The sequence below is a fragment of the Streptomyces sp. NPDC046977 genome, from assembly GCF_040644455.1.
Taxonomy (GTDB): domain Bacteria; phylum Actinomycetota; class Actinomycetes; order Streptomycetales; family Streptomycetaceae; genus Actinacidiphila.
Map to the genome: position 1 here is coordinate 168,800 of NZ_JBEYWO010000004.1, position 16,067 is coordinate 184,866.

11 protein-coding genes are annotated in these 16,067 nt (G+C 74.2%); 3 read left to right on the forward strand and 8 right to left on the reverse strand.

The window, feature by feature from the left end; all coding sequences use genetic code 11:
- Positions 1-349 precede the first annotated feature (349 nt).
- Complete coding sequence (locus tag ABZ883_RS08190) at positions 350-1,231, reverse strand: alpha/beta hydrolase (RefSeq protein WP_360903439.1); 882 nt, start codon at positions 1,229-1,231, stop codon at positions 350-352.
- 163 nt (positions 1,232-1,394) lie between these two features.
- On the opposite strand from ABZ883_RS08190, the gene ABZ883_RS08195 reads away from it, so the two are divergent.
- On the forward strand, positions 1,395-3,392 hold the full coding sequence (locus tag ABZ883_RS08195; RefSeq protein WP_360903442.1) for a BTAD domain-containing putative transcriptional regulator: 1,998 nt from the start codon (positions 1,395-1,397) through the stop codon (positions 3,390-3,392).
- 15 nt (positions 3,393-3,407) lie between these two features.
- On the opposite strand, the gene poxB is transcribed toward ABZ883_RS08195, so the two are convergent.
- Both poxB and ABZ883_RS08205 read right to left on the reverse strand, forming a co-directional pair.
- The gene (gene poxB, locus ABZ883_RS08200; RefSeq protein WP_360903445.1) at positions 3,408-5,147 is read right to left on the reverse strand and encodes a ubiquinone-dependent pyruvate dehydrogenase; all 1,740 of its coding nucleotides are present in this window, start codon (positions 5,145-5,147) and stop codon (positions 3,408-3,410) included.
- 106 nt (positions 5,148-5,253) lie between these two features.
- On the reverse strand, positions 5,254-7,746 hold the full coding sequence (locus ABZ883_RS08205) for an excinuclease ABC subunit UvrA (protein ID WP_360903448.1): 2,493 nt from the start codon (positions 7,744-7,746) through the stop codon (positions 5,254-5,256).
- Between the two features lie 222 nt (positions 7,747-7,968).
- Here ABZ883_RS08205 and tkt point away from each other — a divergent pair, with 222 nt between their 5' ends.
- Positions 7,969-10,191: a transketolase gene (tkt, locus tag ABZ883_RS08210; protein WP_360903451.1), complete on the forward strand. Its 2,223-nt coding sequence runs from the start codon at positions 7,969-7,971 to the stop codon at positions 10,189-10,191.
- A gap of 142 nt (positions 10,192-10,333) precedes the next feature.
- Here the strand turns inward: tkt and ABZ883_RS08215 are convergent, their stop codons facing one another.
- Both ABZ883_RS08215 and ABZ883_RS08220 read right to left on the reverse strand, forming a co-directional pair.
- On the reverse strand, positions 10,334-10,729 hold the full coding sequence (locus tag ABZ883_RS08215; protein ID WP_360903454.1) for a TraR/DksA C4-type zinc finger protein: 396 nt from the start codon (positions 10,727-10,729) through the stop codon (positions 10,334-10,336).
- Between the two features lie 35 nt (positions 10,730-10,764).
- Positions 10,765-11,640: a LysR substrate-binding domain-containing protein gene (locus tag ABZ883_RS08220; protein WP_360903457.1), complete on the reverse strand. Its 876-nt coding sequence runs from the start codon at positions 11,638-11,640 to the stop codon at positions 10,765-10,767.
- Positions 11,641-11,811: 171 nt separating this feature from the next.
- On the opposite strand from ABZ883_RS08220, the gene ABZ883_RS08225 reads away from it, so the two are divergent.
- Positions 11,812-12,669, forward strand: coding sequence for an aldo/keto reductase (locus ABZ883_RS08225; RefSeq protein ID WP_360903460.1), 858 nt, complete (start codon positions 11,812-11,814; stop codon positions 12,667-12,669).
- Between the two features lie 70 nt (positions 12,670-12,739).
- Here ABZ883_RS08225 and ABZ883_RS08230 read toward each other — a convergent pair whose 3' ends face one another.
- The 3 genes from ABZ883_RS08230 to ABZ883_RS08240 all read right to left on the reverse strand — a co-directional run bounded on the left by ABZ883_RS08230 (position 12,740) and on the right by ABZ883_RS08240 (position 15,951).
- Positions 12,740-13,507 carry an NPP1 family protein gene (locus ABZ883_RS08230; protein ID WP_360903463.1) on the reverse strand — a complete coding sequence of 256 codons (768 nt, stop codon included), beginning with the start codon at positions 13,505-13,507 and terminating at the stop codon, positions 12,740-12,742.
- A 345-nt stretch (positions 13,508-13,852) separates the two neighbouring features.
- Positions 13,853-14,797 (reverse strand): hypothetical protein, encoded by a 945-nt coding sequence (locus ABZ883_RS08235; protein WP_360903466.1) that lies wholly within the window; start codon positions 14,795-14,797, stop codon positions 13,853-13,855.
- A gap of 137 nt (positions 14,798-14,934) precedes the next feature.
- Positions 14,935-15,951, reverse strand: coding sequence for an alcohol dehydrogenase catalytic domain-containing protein (locus tag ABZ883_RS08240; protein WP_360903469.1), 1,017 nt, complete (start codon positions 15,949-15,951; stop codon positions 14,935-14,937).
- Positions 15,952-16,067: the final 116 nt, after the last annotated feature.

The window sequence follows — 16,067 nt, forward strand, 5'->3', positions numbered from 1 at the left end:
CTTACGGCCGGTGGGGTGTCTGTTGGCGGTGACGGCTGCGCACTTGGACAGCGCTGCGCCTACGGGTGCCTGAGCACGGTGCCGTCTCTGCCCACCCACCGGGGATCAGGCGCGGGACGAGACGGAGGGGGCGGGGCCGTAGGGGTGGATGTCCTGGACGTTCGGCATATTTGTGTGCGGCACCCGGGGTGAACAGTCGAAGGCACTGGAAACGCACGTAAATATCCAGTCCAGGACGTGCAGCCCCGGAGGCCCCGCACCCGGCCCCCCAACAACTGGCGTCGGGGCGCCCTGACTTCACAGGGCACACGGGCGGGAGGGCGGGAAAAGGGGCGCACCGTCACACGCGTCAGCGTGCCAGCAGCTCCCGCAGCGCCTTCACCACCTCCCCCGGAGCCTCCTCGCCCATGAAGTGGCCGCAATCGACCTTCACATGACGCAGATCGGCCGCCCACGCGGCCCACCGTGCGGCCGCGTCGAAGCCGAGCACGGCGCCCCAGTCCTGCTGGAGCACGGTCACCGGCATCTCCAGCCGACGGCCGGCCTCGCGGTCGGCGCGGTCGTGCGCGACGTCGATCCCGGCCGAGGCGCGGTAGTCCGCGACGACGGAGGGGACGGCCGCGCGCGACGCGGCGAGGTAGGCGGCGCGGACGTCCTCGGGGATCGCGTGCGGGTCACGCGCCCACAGATCGAGGAAGTGGCCGAAGAACGCGTCCGGAGCGGCGCCGATCATCCGCTCGGGGAGTCCGGGCGGCTGGGCCATGAGGTAGAGGTGGAAGCCGACGGCGGCGCTGGTGCCGTGCATCACGTCCCACATGTCGAGGGTGGGCAGTACGTCCAGCGAGGCGAGGTGGGTGACCGCCTCCGGGTGGTCCAGGCCCGCCCGGAACGCGACCAGCGCGCCGCGGTCGTGCCCGGCCAGGGCGAAGCGCTCGTGCCCCAGCGCGCGGGCGACGGCGACGACGTCGGCGGCCATCGTGCGCTTGGAGTACGCCGTGCCCTCCGGGTTCTCCGCGGGCTTGTCGCTGGCGCCGTAGCCGCGCAGGTCCGGGCAGATGACCGTGTGGTCGGCGGCGAGGTCGACGGCCACATGCCGCCACATCAGGTGGGTCTGGGGGAATCCGTGCAGCAGGACGACCGGGGTGCCGGAGCCTCCGACGGCGACATTGAGCGCGACGTCGTCGGCGGCGGGGACGGTCCGGTAGTCGAAGCCGGGGATGACGGGTGTCATGAGAGGTCCTTTCGGCTGGTGCGGCGGGGTGCCTTCCCTGAGCCTGCCGGGCGCGGATCAGCATCCGGTCAGCACCGGACCGGCACCGGGACCGCAGCGGTCCGCGCCCGGGCGGCCCCCGTCCGCCGCGTACCGTGGCGGCAGGACATGCGGAGAGGTGGCGATGGAACGGGTCGCGTTCGGCGTGCTGGGACCTGTGGTCGCGGAGAGCGGCGCCGGCCCCCTCGCCCTGAAGGGACCGCGGCACCGGGCCGTGCTGGCCCGGCTGATCGTCGCCCGCCGCCGTGTCGTGCCCGTCGGCCGCCTGGTGGCGGACCTGTGGGCGGATCCGCCGCCCGGTGCCGTGGGCGCCGTGCAGACGTTCGTCGGTGCCCTGCGACGTGCCCTGGAGCCGGAGCGCCCGCCGCGTACCCCGTCCCGCCTGCTGGTCACCGAGGGGCCGGGCTACGCGCTGCGTGCGGAACCGGACGCCGTGGACGCCTGGCGGTTCGAGGCGGCCGTCGCCGCGGCGGCCGGTCTGCCGGCGGAGCGGGCCCTGACCCGGCTGGAGGACGCCCTCGCGTGGTGGCGCGGTCCGGCCTACGCCGAGTTCGCCGACGAGGGCTGGGCGCGGGCGGAGCGCTCGCGCCTCGCCGAGCTGCGGCTCCAGGCGGAGGAGCGGCGGGCCGGGGCCCTGCTGGCCCTCGGCCGCGCCGCGGAGGCCGCCCCCGGGCTGGAGGCGCTGCTGTCCGGCCATCCTCTGCGCGAGGAGGCGCGGCGGCTGCTGGTGCTCGCCCTGTACCGGCAGGGCCGGCAGGGCGACGCCCTGGCGGCCCTGCGCGAGGCCCGGTCCGTGTCGGCCGACGTGCTGGGCATGGACCCCGGCCCGGCACTGCGTCGTCTGGAGGCGGACGTCCTCGCCCACGCGCCCGGCCTGGACCTGCCGGCCGAGCCGGCCGCGACGGCGGCCCGGCTGTGGACGCGGGCGGCCGCCGCCTACGACCGCACCGTCGCCACCGGCGCCCGGGCCCGGCTGGCGGCGACCGTGGGTCTGATCAGGAATCTCGCGGTCACCGGGGGCGGCGGCCTGGAGGAGGCCCGGCAGCACCGCCTTGCGGCGGTCACGGCCGCCGAGGAGATGGGCGACCCGGAACTGACCGCTCGTGTCATCGGCGCGTACGACGTCCCCGCGATCTGGACCCGCGGCGACGACCCCGGACTCGCCGCGCGCCTCGTCGCCGCCGCCGAGCGGGCGCTCGCGGGACTGCCCTCGTCCGGCCCTTCGCAGGACGCCGCGCGCTGCCGCCTGCTCGCCACGATCGCCGTGGAGACGCGCGGCGTCCGTTCGCCCCGCGGTCCTGAGGCCGCCCGGGAGGCGGAGGCGATCGCGCGCCGCCTGGACGACCCGGCGCTCCTGGCCTTCGCGCTCAACGGCACCTTCATGCAGTCCTGCACGCGCGCCGGCCTGGCACCGCGGCGCGACGCGATCGGCGCCGAACTCGTCGAACTCGCCTCCCGGCACGACCTGGTGACTTACGAGGTGCTCGGCCATCTCATCCGCGTCCAGGCCCGTTCCGCCCTCGCCGACTTCGCCACGGCCGACCGGCACGCCGACGCCACCGACGCGCTCTCCGAACGCCACGAACTGCCGCTGGCCGGTGTGTTCACCCAGTGGTACCGGGCGATGCGACTCGCCGCCCACGGTCGCCCCGGCCAGGCCGCGACGGCGTACCGTGCCGCCGCCGCGCGCCTGCACGGTGCGGGCATGCCGGGCCTCGAGGGCGGTCTGCTGCCGCTCGCGCTGCTGTCCCTGCGGCTCGCCTCCGACGAGCCGCCGTCCATCGATCCGGCGGACATCGATCCCGGCCTCGACTGGGGCCCGTTCCGCCCCTGGACCGAGCCCTTCACCCTGCTCGCGAACGGCCGGCCCGCCGATGCCCGCGCCGCCCTCCACGCACTCCCCGAACCGCCGCCCGACCTGCTGTACGAGGCGTGCTGCGTCCTGGAGGGCCACGCCGCCCTCCGTCTCGGCGACCGCGGAGCCCTCCGGCGCGCTCACGACCGCCTGCTCCCCGCCGCCGGTGAACTCGCCGGCGCCGGCGGGGGTCTGTTCACCCTCGGCCCGATCTCGCTCCACCTGGGACGGATGTCCGACGCGTTGCGCACGCTGGGCGAGGGGTGACGCGCCCCGCGCCGGCTAGCCGATCCGCAGTTCGCGGAGGTTGGTCTTGGCGAGTTCCACGATCTCGTCGGCGCGGCCCGACAGAATCGTGCGCGTGGCGAACAGCGTGAACCCCTTGAGCTGTTCGAGGGTGATCTTGGGCGGCATGGACAGCTCGTGACGGGCCGTACGCGCGTCGACCACGGCCGGTCCGTCGTGCGCGAAGGCGTCCGCCAGGGCCTCGCCGAGCTGGTCGGCGCGGTCGACGCGGGCGCCGAACAGGCCCGCCGCGCGGGCGATTCCGGCGAGGTCGGCGTCGGCGAGCCCGGTGCCGTAGTTGACGATGCCCGCGGCCTTCATCTCCAGCTCCACGAAGGCCAGCGCGCTGTTGTTGAAGACGACGGCCTTCACCGGCAGGTCCAGTTGGCGCAGCGTGATCAGCTCGCCGAGGAGCATCGTCAGACCGCCGTCGCCGCAGAAGGCGACGACCTGCCGGCCCGGGTGGGACGCCTGGATGCCGATCGCGTGCGGGAGGGCGTTGGCCATGGAGCCGTGGTTGAAGGAGCCGACGAGGCGCCGCTGCCCGTTCATCGTCAGGTAGCGGGCCGCCCAGACCGTGGGGGTGCCGACGTCCGCCGTGAAGACCGCGTCCGGGGCCGCGATCCGGTCGACGGCGGCCGCGACGTGCTGCGGGTGCATGGGCCCGTCCGACGAACCGCCCTCGGCGAGATGGCCCAGGTGGGCGCGGACGTCGCGGTAGTGGCCGGTCATCCGGTCCGCGAAGGACCGGTCGCTCCTGGGCCGGAGCAGCGGCAGCAGGGCCGCGGCGGTGTCCTTGACGGTGCCGACGAGGGGCACGTCCACCTGGGTGCGCCGCCCGATGTTCTCCCCGCGCACGTCGACCTGGACGACCGGCACGTCGGCGCCCGGGTAGAACTGCCGGTACGGGAAGTCCGTGCCGAGCATGAGCAGCGCGTCGCAGTGCTCCATCGCGCGGTAGCCGGAGCTGTAGCCGATGAGCCCGGTCAGGCCGACGTTGTAGGGGTTGTCGTACTCGAGGCAGTCCTTGCCGCGCAGGGAGTGCACCATGGGCGCCTTGAGGGCGTCGGCCAGTGCGACCGCCTCGTCGTGGGCGTCGCGGCAGCCCGCGCCGCCCAGGATCGCGGGCCGGTCCGCCGCGTTGAGCACTTCGGCGGCGCGCGCCAGGGCCGCGTCGCCGGGCCGTACGTGCGAGTGCGTGCCGATCACCGGGCGCGGGGTGCCGGGCAGGGAGCCGTCGGCGAGGAAGAGCTCACCGGGGACGACGAGGACCGCGACGCCCTCGCGCTCCAGCGCGGTGCGCATCGCGATGCGCAGCAGCCGGGGCACCTGCTCCGGCGTGGACGCCATCTCGCAGTAGACGCTGCACTCGCGGAACAGGTCCTGCGGATGGGTCTCCTGGAAGTACCCGCCGCCGATCTCGACGCGCGGGATCTGCGCGGCGATCGCCAGTACGGGGACGCGGCTGCGCTGTGCGTCGAACAGGCCGTTGATCAGGTGCAGATTGCCCGGGCCGCAGCTGCCGACCGCCACCGCGAGCCGGCCGGTGACGCCCGCCTCACCGGCGGCGGCGAAGGCGGCGGCCTCCTCGTGCCGTACATGGGCCCATGCCACGGAGCCGTTGCGGCGCAGCGCGTCGGTGAAGCCGTTGAGGGAGTCCCCCGGCAGGCCGTAGACGCGCCGCACCCCGGAGGCCGCGAGGGCGGCGACCATGACGTCCGCGACGGTGGTACCCATGCCGGTCCTCCAAGGGGTCGGCGGACGTCGGGGTCGCCCGCGGGACACCGGGACATTGTGTGTCATGTCGTACTGTCCGACGGTATGCGACACGGCGCCGCGCGCATCAGCCCGTGAGCCGGCGCGCCAGGTACTCCGCCGTCCGGCTCCCGGGCGCCCGGGCCACCTCCGCGGGCCGTCCGGCGGCGACGACCCGGCCGCCCGCGTCACCGCCGCCGGGGCCCAGGTCGACCACCCAGTCGGCGCCGGCGACCACGCCCATCTCGTGCTCGACCACGAACACGGAGTGGCCCGCGTCCACCAGTCCGTGCAACTGCCGCATCAGCAGCTCCACATCGGCCGGGTGCAGCCCCGTCGTCGGCTCGTCCAGCAGGTAGACGGTGTGCCCGCGGCGGCCGCGCTGCAACTCCGAGGCCAGTTTGATGCGCTGCGCCTCACCGCCCGACAGCTCGGTCGCCGGCTGCCCCAGCCGCAGGTAGCCGAGGCCCACCTCGCGCAGGGTGCGCAGGCTGCGCTCGACCGGGGGGACGTCGGCGAAGAACTCGGCCGCCGCGTCGACGGTCATGCCCAGGACCTCGGCGACGTTCCGCTCCCGGTAGCGGACCTCCAGCGTCTCCTCGTTGTAGCGGTCCCCGTGGCAGACCGGGCAGGGCGCGTACGTGCCGGGCAGGAAGAGCAGTTCCACGGCGACGAAGCCCTCGCCCTGGCAGGTCTCGCAGCGTCCTCCGGCGACGTTGAACGAGAAGCGGCCCGCCTTCCAGCCGCGCCGCCGCGCGTCGTCGGTGGCGGCGAAGAGCTTGCGCACGGCGTCGAACAGCCCTGTGTAGGTCGCCAGGTTGGAGCGCGGAGTACGGCCGATCGGCTTCTGGTCGACCTGCACCAGGCGGTCCACGGCCTCCACGCCGTGGGCGGTGACACCGGCCGGGGGAGCGGCGGAGCCGCCGTCCGCCCCGCCGTCGTCGCCGACCGCGTCAGCGGCGCCGGTTCCGTCCGGCCCCACGCGCTCGGCCAGGACCGCCCCGAGGACGCCGACCAGCGTCGACTTGCCCGACCCCGACACCCCCGTGATCGCCGTGAACACCCCGAGGGGCAGCGCGACGTCCAGACCGCGCAGATTGTGCCGGGTGACGCCGTCCAGGCGCAGCCACGCCGCCGGCTCGCGCGGGGTGCGCCCGGCCGCGGCGTCGGGCCCGGACGCGAACAGGAAACGGCGGGTGGCGGACTCCTCGACGGACGCCAGGGCGTCCACCGGCCCGCTGTGCAGGACGCGGCCGCCGTGCTCGCCGGCCAGCGGGCCGACGTCGACGATCCAGTCGGCGCGGCGCACCACGTCCATGTCGTGCTCGACGACGTAGACGGTGTTGCCGGCCTCGCGCAGCCGCACCAGCACCGTCAGCAGCGCCTCGGTGTCCACCGGGTGCAGGCCGGCCGACGGCTCGTCCAGGACGTACACGACCCCGAACAGGCCCGACCTCAACTGCGTGGCGAGGCGCAGCCGTTGGAGCTCGCCGGGGGAGAGCGTCGGGGTCGTCCGGTCCAGGCTCAGGTAGCCGAGGCCGAGTTCGGTGATCACCTCCACGCGGGCCACGAGATCGGCGGACAGGGTCGTGGCGATCTGCCGCTCGGGGCCTTCGGGAAGGTCGTCCACGCGGCCCCGCGCGGACGGCCGCAGCACCTCGGCGAGGCCCGCCAGCGGCAGGGAGTTGAGCTCGGCGATGGTCCGTCCGCCGAAGGTGACGGCCAGTGACTCGGGGCGCAGCCGGCTGCCGCCGCAGGCAGGGCAGAGCGAGCTCTCCAGGAAGCGTTCCGCTCGGGCCCGCAGCGTCTGGCTCTTGGAGTCGGCGAACGTGTGCATCACGTACCGCCGGGCGCTCTGGAAGGTGCCCTGGTACGGGCGCTGGATCCGGCCCGCCTCGCGCACCGGGTGCACCGTCACCACGGGCTGCTCGTCCGTGAACAGGATCCAGTCCCGGTCCGCGCGGGGCAGGTCGCGCCACGGCCGGTCGACGTCGTGGCCCAGGGTGCGCGTCACGTCCAGCAGGTTCTTGCCGTGCCAGGCGCCGGGCCAGGCGGCGACCGCGCCCTCCCGGATGCTCAGCGACGGGTCCGGCACCATCAGTTCCTCGGTCGCCCGGTGCACGCGGCCCAGGCCGTGGCAGACCGGGCAGGCGCCCGCCGCGGTGTTGGGGGAGAAGGCGTCCGAGTCCACCCGCGGCGCGCCCTCGGGGTAGCGGCCCGCGCGGGAGAAGAGCATCCGCAGTGTGTTCGACAGCGTGGTCACGGTGCCGACGGACGAGCGCGAGGTCGCGGAGCCGCGCCGCTGCTCCAGCGCGACGGCCGGCGGCAGCCCGAGGATCTCGTCGACGGCCGGGGCGCCCACCTGGTGGATCAGCCGCCGGGCATAAGGGGCGACCGACTCGAAGTAGCGGCGCTGCGCCTCGGCGTAGACGGTGCCGAAGGCCAGCGAGGACTTGCCGGAACCGGAGACCCCGGTGAAGACGGCCAGGACGTCGCGCGGGATGTCCACGTCGACGTTCCGCAGGTTGTGCTCACGGGCGCCGCGCACACGGATGTACGGGTCGTGGGCCGTGCCGTCCATGCCCCTCCATCTCGTCCGGCTGCGTCCGGCTGCTCGCGCCCCCTCAGTGTGCGCCCGCGGCCTCCGGCGCGCAGAGCCGCGCGCGGTCGCGCGAGGCCGCATCCTCACGTCATATGGAGGGGGCCGACGTTTCGGCCCCGACGCGGGGGTACGCGTCGTCCAGGAGGCGGCGGTGTGCGGCGCCGCCCGCGCGGGTCCGTCAGTGAGCGAGGGAGTGGTGGTATGACCAGCCGGCAGTCCGAGGGAACGGTCTTCGAGCGGGACCGGGACCTGCCGACCCCGGTGGCGGCGGAGGCGGGGTGGGACGCGACGGACGTGCGCGCGGTCGACACCATCCGGGTGCTCGCCGCGGACGCCGTGCAGAAGGTGGGCAACGGCCATCCGGGCACGGCCATGAGCCTGGCCCCGCTGGCGTACCTGCTCTTCCAGCGGGTCATGCGCCACGACCCGGCCGACGACCAGTGGCTCGGCCGGGACCGGTTCGTGCTGTCCTGCGGGCACTCCAGCCTGACCCTCTACATCCAGCTGTACCTGTCCGGGTACGGGCTGGAGCTCTCCGACCTGGAGGCCTACCGGACCTGGGGCTCGGCGACGCCCGGCCACCCCGAGTACCGGCACACCCGGGGCGTGGAGATCACCACGGGCCCGCTGGGCCAGGGCCTGGCCAGCGCCGTCGGCATGGCGATGGGCGCCCGCCGCGAGCGCGGGCTGCTGGACCCCGACGCGGCCCCCGGCAGCAGCCCGTTCGACCACCACGTGTACGTGATCGCCTCGGACGGCGACATCATGGAGGGCGTCACCTCCGAGGCGAGCTCCCTTGCCGGCCATCAGCAACTCGGCAACCTCGTGGTGTTCTACGACTCCAACCGGATCTCCATCGAGGACGACACCAACGTCTCCTTCAGCGAGGACGTGGCCGCCCGCTACGCCGCGTACGGCTGGCACGTGCAGACCGTCGACTGGACCCGTACCGGCGCGTACGTCGAGGATGTCGACGCGGTCCTCGCGGCCGTCGGCGCCGCGCAGCGGGAGACCGGCCGCCCGTCGCTGATCGTGCTGCGCACCGTCATCGGCTGGCCCGCGCCCACCAAGCAGAACTCGGGCAAGGCCCACGGCTCGGCCCTGGGCGACGAGGAGGTCGCGGCCACGAAGAAGGTCCTGGGCTTCGACCCCGGCAGGGACTTCGTGGTCGAGGACGCCGTCCTGGAGCGCGCCCGCGCGGTCGGCGGGCGCGGCCGGCAGGAGCACGAGCGCTGGCAGGAGGGCTTCGAGGCCTGGCGCGCGGCCCACCCGGACAACGACCGCCTGCTGAGCAGGCTGCTGGCCGACGAGTTCCCGAAGGGATGGGCGGACGCGATCCCGGAGTTCCCCGCGGACGAGAAGGGCATGGCCACCCGCAAGGCGTCGGGGAAGGTCCTCACCGCGCTCGCCGGGGTGCTGCCCGAGCTGTGGGGCGGTTCCGCCGACCTCGCCGGGAGCAACAACACCACGATGGAAGGCGAGCCGTCGTTCGTGCCGGCGGAGCACCAGACCGACATGTGGAAGGGCGGACCGTACGGCCGCACCCTGCACTTCGGCATCCGCGAGCACGCCATGGGCTCGATCCTCAACGGCATCACCCTGCAGAGCCTCACCCGTGCCTACGGCGGCACCTTCCTGACCTTCAGCGACTACATGCGCCCGGCCGTGCGCCTGGCCGCCCTGATGAAGCTGCCCACGATCTACGTGTGGACCCACGACTCCATCGGCCTGGGCGAGGACGGCCCCACGCACCAGCCCGTCGAGCACCTGGCCGCGCTGCGCGCCATCCCGGGTCTCGACGTGGTGCGGCCCGCCGACGCCAACGAGACCGCGGTGTGCTGGCGTACCGTCCTGGAGCACAAGGACCGGCCGGCGGCGCTGATCCTCACGCGGCAGAACCTCCCGGTCCTGGACCGCGGCCCCGGTGCGGGATTCGCCCCCGCCGGCGAGGCGGCCAGGGGCGGTTACGTGCTGACCGACCGGGGACCGGGGCCGGAACCGGACGTCGTCCTGGTGGCCACCGGTTCCGAGGTGCAGATCGCCCTGGAGGCGTGCGGCCTGCTCACCGCGGAGGGCCGCACCGTACGGGTGGTGTCGATGCCGTGCCGCGAGTGGTTCGCCGCCCAGGACCAGGCGTACCAGGACGAGGTGCTGCCGCCGGCCGTCCGGGCGCGGGTGAGTGTCGAAGCCGCGGTCGGCCAGGGCTGGCGCGAGGTGGTGGGCGACGCCGGACGCATCGTGAGCCTGGAGCACTTCGGGGCCTCGGCCGACTACAAGCGGATCTACCAGGAGTTCGGGATCACGGGCGAGGCCGTCGCGGACGCAGCGCGGCGGAGCGTCGAGGACACCGGGCGCGCCCCGCGTCCCGGCGGCGTGCAGCACACCTCCGCCCCGTCCGGGGGCGGGACCGCCGACCGCGGCTGACCGGCCCCCGTTCCGGAGGTCCGAGCTCGCCCAGCCGGCGCCGTCATGCGGTCCGAAGGCCGCACACCGGCCGGGCGGGCTCTGCCAGCCTACGTCGGCGCTGGTGAGGACGGCGTGTCGCACGCACCTCGGCTCGCGCGCATCAGCGCCGCGCGGCCGCGGCGCAGTCGATGCAGTGCCGGACGAGGGGCAGGGCCAGGACGCGTTCCCGGTCGATGGGCCGCTCGCAGGAGACGCAGGTCCCGTAGTCGCCGCTGTCGAGCCGGCCCAGCGCCTCGGCGGCGAGGCGCAGTTCCTCGCGGGCGTGCTCCGCGCGGTCGGCGATCCCCTGGGACCGGGTCGTCCGCTCGGCCTCGTCGGCCGCGTCCAGGACGCAGTCGTCGGCGAGTGCCGCGTGGTCGCGTTCGGCATCTGCGAGACCGGCGCGTGCGGCGCCGGCCGCGGCGGTGAGCGCCGCGCGGGCCTGCCGCCGGTCGTCGGCGGTCACGGCCCGCGGGCCGGTACGGCCGGAACCGCTGCGTGCTTCGGGAGAGACCATGGGTGGCTCCGTCCTCGTCCCCGGACCAGCGGGGATCAGTGCAGGTACGACAGCAGGGTGCGGGCGGCCGGGCTGACCCGGTCCTCCTTGGGCAGGGCGGCCGAGACCTCCCACTGGTGGTCCTCGGCGCCCACCAGGTCGACGGTGCACAGGCCCGCCGCGTGTTCCTTGCGGGCGATCGGCAGCGGCACGACGGCGATGCCGAGCCCGTGGTGCACCAGGTCGATCAGGCTGTGGACGTCGTTGACCTCCAGGGCGACCCGGCGGTGCACGAGGTTGGCCGCGAACGCCCGGTCGCTCAGCCCGCGCGCTCCCCAGTCGGGCTGGAAGTCCACGAACACCTCGCCGCCCAGCTCGTCCCAGTCCACCTTGCCCGCACCCGCGAGCGGGTGGTCCGGGTGGCAGAGCACCACCATCGGGGCGCGCGTCAGCGGCTGGAAGCGGACGCCCTCGGGGGCCTCCCCGCACAGCGCGGTGAAGGCCACGTCGAGCCGGCCCGCGGTGATGTCCTGGACGAGCGCGGCGGACCCGGCCTGCCGCAGACGGATCTCCACACCGGGGTGCCGGGAGCGGAAGCGGGCGAGCAGCGCGGGCAGGTCCACTCCCGCGACGCACTGCTCCGTCCCGATCGTCAGAACGCCCCGCATCAGGCCCTGCACGGCGTCCACCGCCTCCTTGGCCGCGCGCACGCTGGACAGGGCGCGGGAGGCCTCGGTCAGCAGCGCCTCGCCGGCGGCGGTGAGTTCCACACTGCGGGTACTGCGCACGAAGAGCGGCGCGCCCAGCTCCTGCTCCAGGGCGCGCACCGACGCGGACAGGCCCGACTGGGAGATCATCAGCCGTTCGGCGGCGCGGGTGAAGTGATGTTCCTCCGCGACCGCGACGAAGTGCTCCAGATGCCGTAGCTCCATGATTCAGAAGCGTAACTCCTGAATGTGTTCGCTTTCTCCTGTTGGACGTGTGGCCCGGGATGCGGTCAGGCTGTGAGGCGTGCCGGCCCGGCCGCGGAACGCCTCCGGTCGTGCCGGCACGGCCAGCCGGGCACCCCGGCCGGGACGCACGTCGAGAGAGGTCTCGGACACATGCAGACTCGCCGCATCGGTGACATCGAGGTCAGCGCCATCGGCCTGGGCGGGATGCCCATGTCGATCGAGGGGCGGCCGGACGAGGCACGGTCCGTCGACACCATCCACGCGGCGCTCGACGCCGGCGTGACGCTGATCGACACCGCGGACGCGTACCACCTCCACGCCGACGAGGTCGGCCACAACGAGACGCTCATCGCCAAGGCCCTCGCCTCGCACGAGCGCGGCTCCGACGTCCTCGTCGCCACCAAGGGCGGTCACCTGCGCCCCGGCGACGGCAGCTGGACGGTGAACGGCTCGCCCGCGCACATCAAGCAGGCGTGCGAGGACTCCCTGCGCCGCCTGGGCGTCGAGGCGATCGGGCTGTACCAGTTCCACCGCCCCGACCCGACAGTGGACTACGCCGACTCCGTCGGCGCGGTGCGCGACCTGCTCGACGAGGGCAAGATCCGCATGGCCGGCATCTCCAACGCGAACCCGGAGCAGATCCGGCTGGCGAACGAGATCCTGGGCGGACGCCTGGTCTCGGTGCAGAACCAGTTCTCCCCGGCGTTCCGCTCCAGCGAGCCGGAACTGCGCCTGTGCGACGAGCTCGGTATCGCGTTCCTGCCGTGGAGCCCGCTCGGCGGCATCTCGCAGGCCCGTGAACTGGGCTCCGCCTACGCGCGGTTCGCGCAGGTCGCCGAGGCGCACGGCGTCAGCCCGCAGCGTGTGTGCCTGGCCTGGATGCTCGCCAAGTCCCCGGTCGTCGTCCCGATCCCGGGGTCCAGCCGGCCGGAGACCATCCGTGACTCGGTGGCGGCCGCGGAACTCACCCTGACGGCCGAGGAGTTCGCCGCGCTCGACGTGATGTGACCCCGCCCGGAAGGGGCCGGGGACGGGACGGCGGTCGGCGTGGGCGCCCTCCCGTCCCCGGCGGTCGTCATCAGGCGTTGGGGTTGAACGGGATCCCGGCCGGCATGGCCTTGGCCAGGTGGGCGTTGAAGTTGCCGTCCTTCAGGCCGAAGACGGCGCTGCCGAAGTCGTACGCGCTGAGCTTGTCGCGCAGACCGGCCGGGTAGCCGTTCCAGCCGACGAGGGTCGGGTACTGCCAGGTGTGGTAGTGGTTCTCCGGCGGCTCGTCGTTGGTGTTGGCCAGCCGGAAGCAGTGGGTGCCGATGCCGTCCTTGTGGTAGACGACCTTGGGGTGGGTACCGTCCCAGCGGACCTGGTCGGCGCTGTAGACATTGAAGTTGCCGTGCGCGGAAGTGGCCACGTACTTCGCCTGGTTGTCCTGCGTCCAGACGACGACGTGCTCCCAGTCGTTGCGGTGGCCGCCGAGGCTGATGCCCGGGATGGCCTGGTCCTTCTCGAAGTAGAGACCGTAGATGATCGCGCACCAGCCGTTGTTGCACTTGTAGCGCGAGTAGCCGTTGGTGTTGTCGAGGTCCGAGGCGTCACGGCAGTTGCCGTTGAGGGCGCCGGTCGGGTTCAGGCCCGGGTTGATCGTGCCGTCGCGGCCGATGGCGGGCGAGGAGTAGCAGCCGTCGGTGTCGTAGTCGAAGGCGGGCTCGAAGCTCTGCTCGAAGCTGTCCGCGTTGGCGGGGAGGGCCGGCGGCGGGGCGGCGAACGCCACGCCCGGCAGGGCGAGCACCAGCGCGGCGGCGCCGCCGAAGACGACGGAGACTCTGCGGATCCGGGGGCTGTTCTTCACTGCGTCCTCCGATCGGCCGCGGCGGGGGGAGCGCGGCCTGATTGACATGCCCGGATCAGCTTTGTCGAACCGTGTTGACGCGTCGAGCGTTGCCAGGTGTCACCGTGATGAAGGGTCAGCCAATAGCGGGGACGGCCGCCGTGAGCTGGGGAGTTGTTCGGCGCACCGGACGGCGCGGGGCCCAAGGCCCCGTGGCGGGAAGGGAGTCCGGCCGGCGGCGGGGTCGCGTCCGCCCCAGGGTGTGCCGGGTTCAAGCACGCGCCCGGCCGGCGCTCTCAGAGGCGTGCGGCGGGCGGGCGGACAGGGCGGTGCGGACCGCGCGTCATCGCCGCGGCGTGGCAGAGGTCACAGCAGGCAGAGCGCCCGGTCGGCGGCCTTGCGGAGGACGGCGGCGCTGAGGATCAGCCCCTCGCGCTCCTGCTCGTCCATCGCGGGCTCGAACACCTCGCGCACCCCCTCGGCACCCACGACCGCCGCGAGCGAGAGCGTCGTCCCGTACGCGGCGGAATGCGCGGCGACGGGCAGGACCGCGCCCTCGTCGCGCAGCACCGCCTCGACGAGGCGTGCGGAGACCGCGCCGATGCCGTACTGGCTGGCGCCCGTTCCCTCGATGATGGTGATGTTCGCGTACCTGATGGCGTCCTCGATCCGCGCGCGTGCGTCCGCCACCGAGGTCCCGGCCCGGCGCAGCATCTCCGCGACGGGGATTCCGCCGGCCGTGGCCGAGGACCACAGCAGCACTTCCGAGGTGCCGTGCTCGCCGACGACCATCGCCTGCACGTCGGCCGCTCTCACCCGCAGGGCGTCGGCGAGATGGACGCGGAAGCGGAGGCTGTCGATGAGCGTGCCGGTGGAGAAGACGCGGTCGTGCCCGGCGAGCCGCCGCGTGACCTCGGCGAGGGGCTCGGGCGGGTCGGTGACGACCATGAGGACCGCCTCCGGCGCCGCGGCCACGACCTGGGGCACCACGTCGGCGAAGACCTTGGTGTTGGTGTCCAGCAGGCGCAGCCGCCCCTCCGGGTCCGAGCGGTCGGTCGCACCCCCGCCGCGCTCGTTGACGCCCGCCGTGATCGCCACGAGGGCGGCGCCGGCGAGCTCCGCGTAACCGCCCGCGCGCACCCGCACGGTGGGGGAGAGCGGGGCGGCGTAGCGCAGGTCGGCCGCGACTCCGTCGGCCCGCTGCGTGTCGCGGTCGACCAGGACGATCTCGCGGCACATGCCGCCCCGCTCGACCAGGCAGAGCGCGGTGGCGGCTCCCACGGAACCCGCTCCGACGACGCCGACCTTCATGAGGACCCGCCCTTGCCCGCGTGGAGTGCGAAGAAATCCACGTCCAGGATCATCGCGGTGCCCGGCCCCCGCATCCGGTGGGCCCCCGCGCACCGCCGCCCGGTCGACGGGCCGGGCGGCGGTGCCGTGCGCGTCCGTCAGCCGCGGGTGTCCAGGACGACGCGGAAGCGGGCGCGGCCGGACATCATGTGGGCGAAGGCCTTCGGTGCCTCCGACAGGGGCATGACCTCGTTCATCGACCGGATCTCCTGGCGCAGGGCGAAGCGCAGGTTGTCCTCGTTCTCGATGGGCGAGCCGGTCAGGCTGCCGGTGACGGACCGGGTGCCGAAGATCATCGCGATCGGGTCGACCGGAACGGGCTCGCCGCCCGCGCCCACGACGATCATGCGGCCGCGCGGCGCCAGCCCGCGGACCAGCGGGCCCATGGACGCGCTGTCGGACGCCGTGGCGACGACCGCGGCCGCTCCGCCGAGGGCCTGGAGGGCCTGGGCCGGGTCCGTGGTGAGGCTGTCGATGTAGTGCTCGGCGCCGAGTTCGGCCGCGAGCGGGGCCTTCTCCGGGCCGCGGGCGATGGCGGCGACGCGGTAGCCGAGGCTGCGCGCGTACTGCACGCCGAGGTGGCCGAGGCCGCCGATGCCCTGGACCGCGACCAGTTCGCCGGGGCGGGCGCCGGTCTGCTGGAGCGCCTTGAAGACGGTCAGGCCGGCGCACAGCAGCGGGGCGGCGTCGATCGAGGACAGGCCGTCCGGGATGCGCACGAGACCGCTCGCCCGCACGTACGCGACCTCGGCGTAGCCGCCGTCGATCGACGTGCCGGTCGTCGGCTGGGCGGCGCAGTTGACGAAGTCGCCCCGGCGGCAGGAGTCGCACGTGTGGCAGGGGCCGCTGAGGAATCCGACGCCGACCCGGTCGCCGGGCTGCCAGGCGGTGACACCGGCACCGACCGCGTCGATCACGCCGGCGATCTCGTGGCCGGGCACGATCGGCGCCGAGGGGTCGGGCCGCATCCCCGCGACGGCGAGGTTGTCGGAGTGGCAGACACCGCAGGCCTCCACGCGCAGGCGCACCTGCCCGGGCAGCGGTTCGGCCAACTCCCGCTCGACGAAGGCGAAGTCGCCGGATCCGGACACCTGGACGGCTCGATACACGGACATGTTCTTCCTTAGAGGTGGGGGAGGGGGCGGGGCGTCGTGCCGCCCCGCCGTGGCGCCTCCGGTCGCGCGGGAGCCCTGCTTCGGGCGTGCGGCGTACGCGGCAGGTAAGCGCCATG

Bases quoted from the DNA above. Each gene is read 5' to 3' on its own strand.
- tkt (WP_360903451.1), top strand. From the start codon at position 7,969: ATGACCAGCCGGCAGTCCGAGGGAACGGTCTTCGAGCGGGACCGGGAC.
- ABZ883_RS08215 (WP_360903454.1), bottom strand. From the start codon at position 10,729: ATGGTCTCTCCCGAAGCACGCAGCGGTTCCGGCCGTACCGGCCCGCGG.
- ABZ883_RS08240 (WP_360903469.1), bottom strand. From the start codon at position 15,951: ATGTCCGTGTATCGAGCCGTCCAGGTGTCCGGATCCGGCGACTTCGCC.
- ABZ883_RS08190 (WP_360903439.1), bottom strand. From the start codon at position 1,231: ATGACACCCGTCATCCCCGGCTTCGACTACCGGACCGTCCCCGCCGCC.
- poxB (WP_360903445.1), bottom strand. From the start codon at position 5,147: ATGGGTACCACCGTCGCGGACGTCATGGTCGCCGCCCTCGCGGCCTCC.
- ABZ883_RS08205 (WP_360903448.1), bottom strand. From the start codon at position 7,746: ATGGACGGCACGGCCCACGACCCGTACATCCGTGTGCGCGGCGCCCGT.
- ABZ883_RS08195 (WP_360903442.1), top strand. From the start codon at position 1,395: ATGGAACGGGTCGCGTTCGGCGTGCTGGGACCTGTGGTCGCGGAGAGC.
- ABZ883_RS08225 (WP_360903460.1), top strand. From the start codon at position 11,812: ATGCAGACTCGCCGCATCGGTGACATCGAGGTCAGCGCCATCGGCCTG.
- ABZ883_RS08220 (WP_360903457.1), bottom strand. From the start codon at position 11,640: ATGGAGCTACGGCATCTGGAGCACTTCGTCGCGGTCGCGGAGGAACAT.
- ABZ883_RS08235 (WP_360903466.1), bottom strand. From the start codon at position 14,797: ATGAAGGTCGGCGTCGTCGGAGCGGGTTCCGTGGGAGCCGCCACCGCG.